Below are 213 nucleotides of genomic sequence, written 5' to 3'. Positions count from 1 at the left end.
CACCTGTTCATGGACGGCCAGCGGATGATGTTGCGCCACGACTAACGCTAAACTTTCTGTCAGTAAAGGAATTGCCTCCAGCTCCGGCGAATGCACAGGCGCGAAGGCAATCCCAACGTCCAACTCGTCGCGGCAAAGCATATCCTCGATTTTCTCCTGCGACATTTCCTGTAGCTGGAGCGTGATGCTGGGATAGCGCGCATAGAAATCCGC

General features: G+C 54.9%; 1 protein-coding gene. It reads right to left on the bottom strand.

Annotated elements, in window-relative coordinates:
* The coding region (locus tag C7C45_RS33250) for a LysR substrate-binding domain-containing protein (RefSeq protein WP_208641538.1) at positions 1-213 on the bottom strand (213 nt) is incomplete at both ends.

It is taken from the genome of Micromonospora arborensis (assembly GCF_003205615.1).
Classification (GTDB): domain Bacteria; phylum Actinomycetota; class Actinomycetes; order Mycobacteriales; family Micromonosporaceae; genus Micromonospora; species Micromonospora arborensis.
The sequence above is the reverse complement of the archived record's forward strand: the minus strand, read 5'-3'. Positions and strand labels throughout refer to the sequence as shown.